Origin of the sequence: Psychrobacillus antarcticus (genome assembly GCF_029533155.1) — a bacterium.
Lineage (GTDB): Bacteria > Bacillota > Bacilli > Bacillales_A > Planococcaceae > Psychrobacillus > Psychrobacillus antarcticus.
On record NZ_JAIZDB010000077.1, the window covers coordinates 1 to 299 of the forward strand.

General features: G+C 38.1%; 1 protein-coding gene. It reads right to left on the bottom strand.

Going from position 1 to position 299, the window contains the following annotated elements; all coding sequences use genetic code 11:
* Nucleotides 1–299, bottom strand: a 299-nt coding sequence (locus LDK52_RS19960; protein ID WP_277587627.1) for a transposase, incomplete at both ends; no start/stop codon positions are given.

Sequence of the window (299 nt, forward strand, 5' to 3'; positions counted from 1 at the left end):
TGTTTTACATGCTCATAAAAAGCATATAATGTTTCTTTGGTCTGGAGGATTTCCTCTGGACCATTCTCTTTTGCTTGAGTAAACCATAGTTGAAAGGCTTCCTTCAATTCATAGGCCTGCTTTAATTCTTCAGACATGGAGAGATAACGTTCTAAATACCAACGGTCTTCCTCTGTTAATTTCTTGGAATTCCGGTGGAATACGTACCGCATTCTCTTACACTTTTTTCGGTCATAATCATTCCAAGTAGATTGGATTCTTCTCCGTACACCATCTAATGCCCAGTAAATATAACGAAC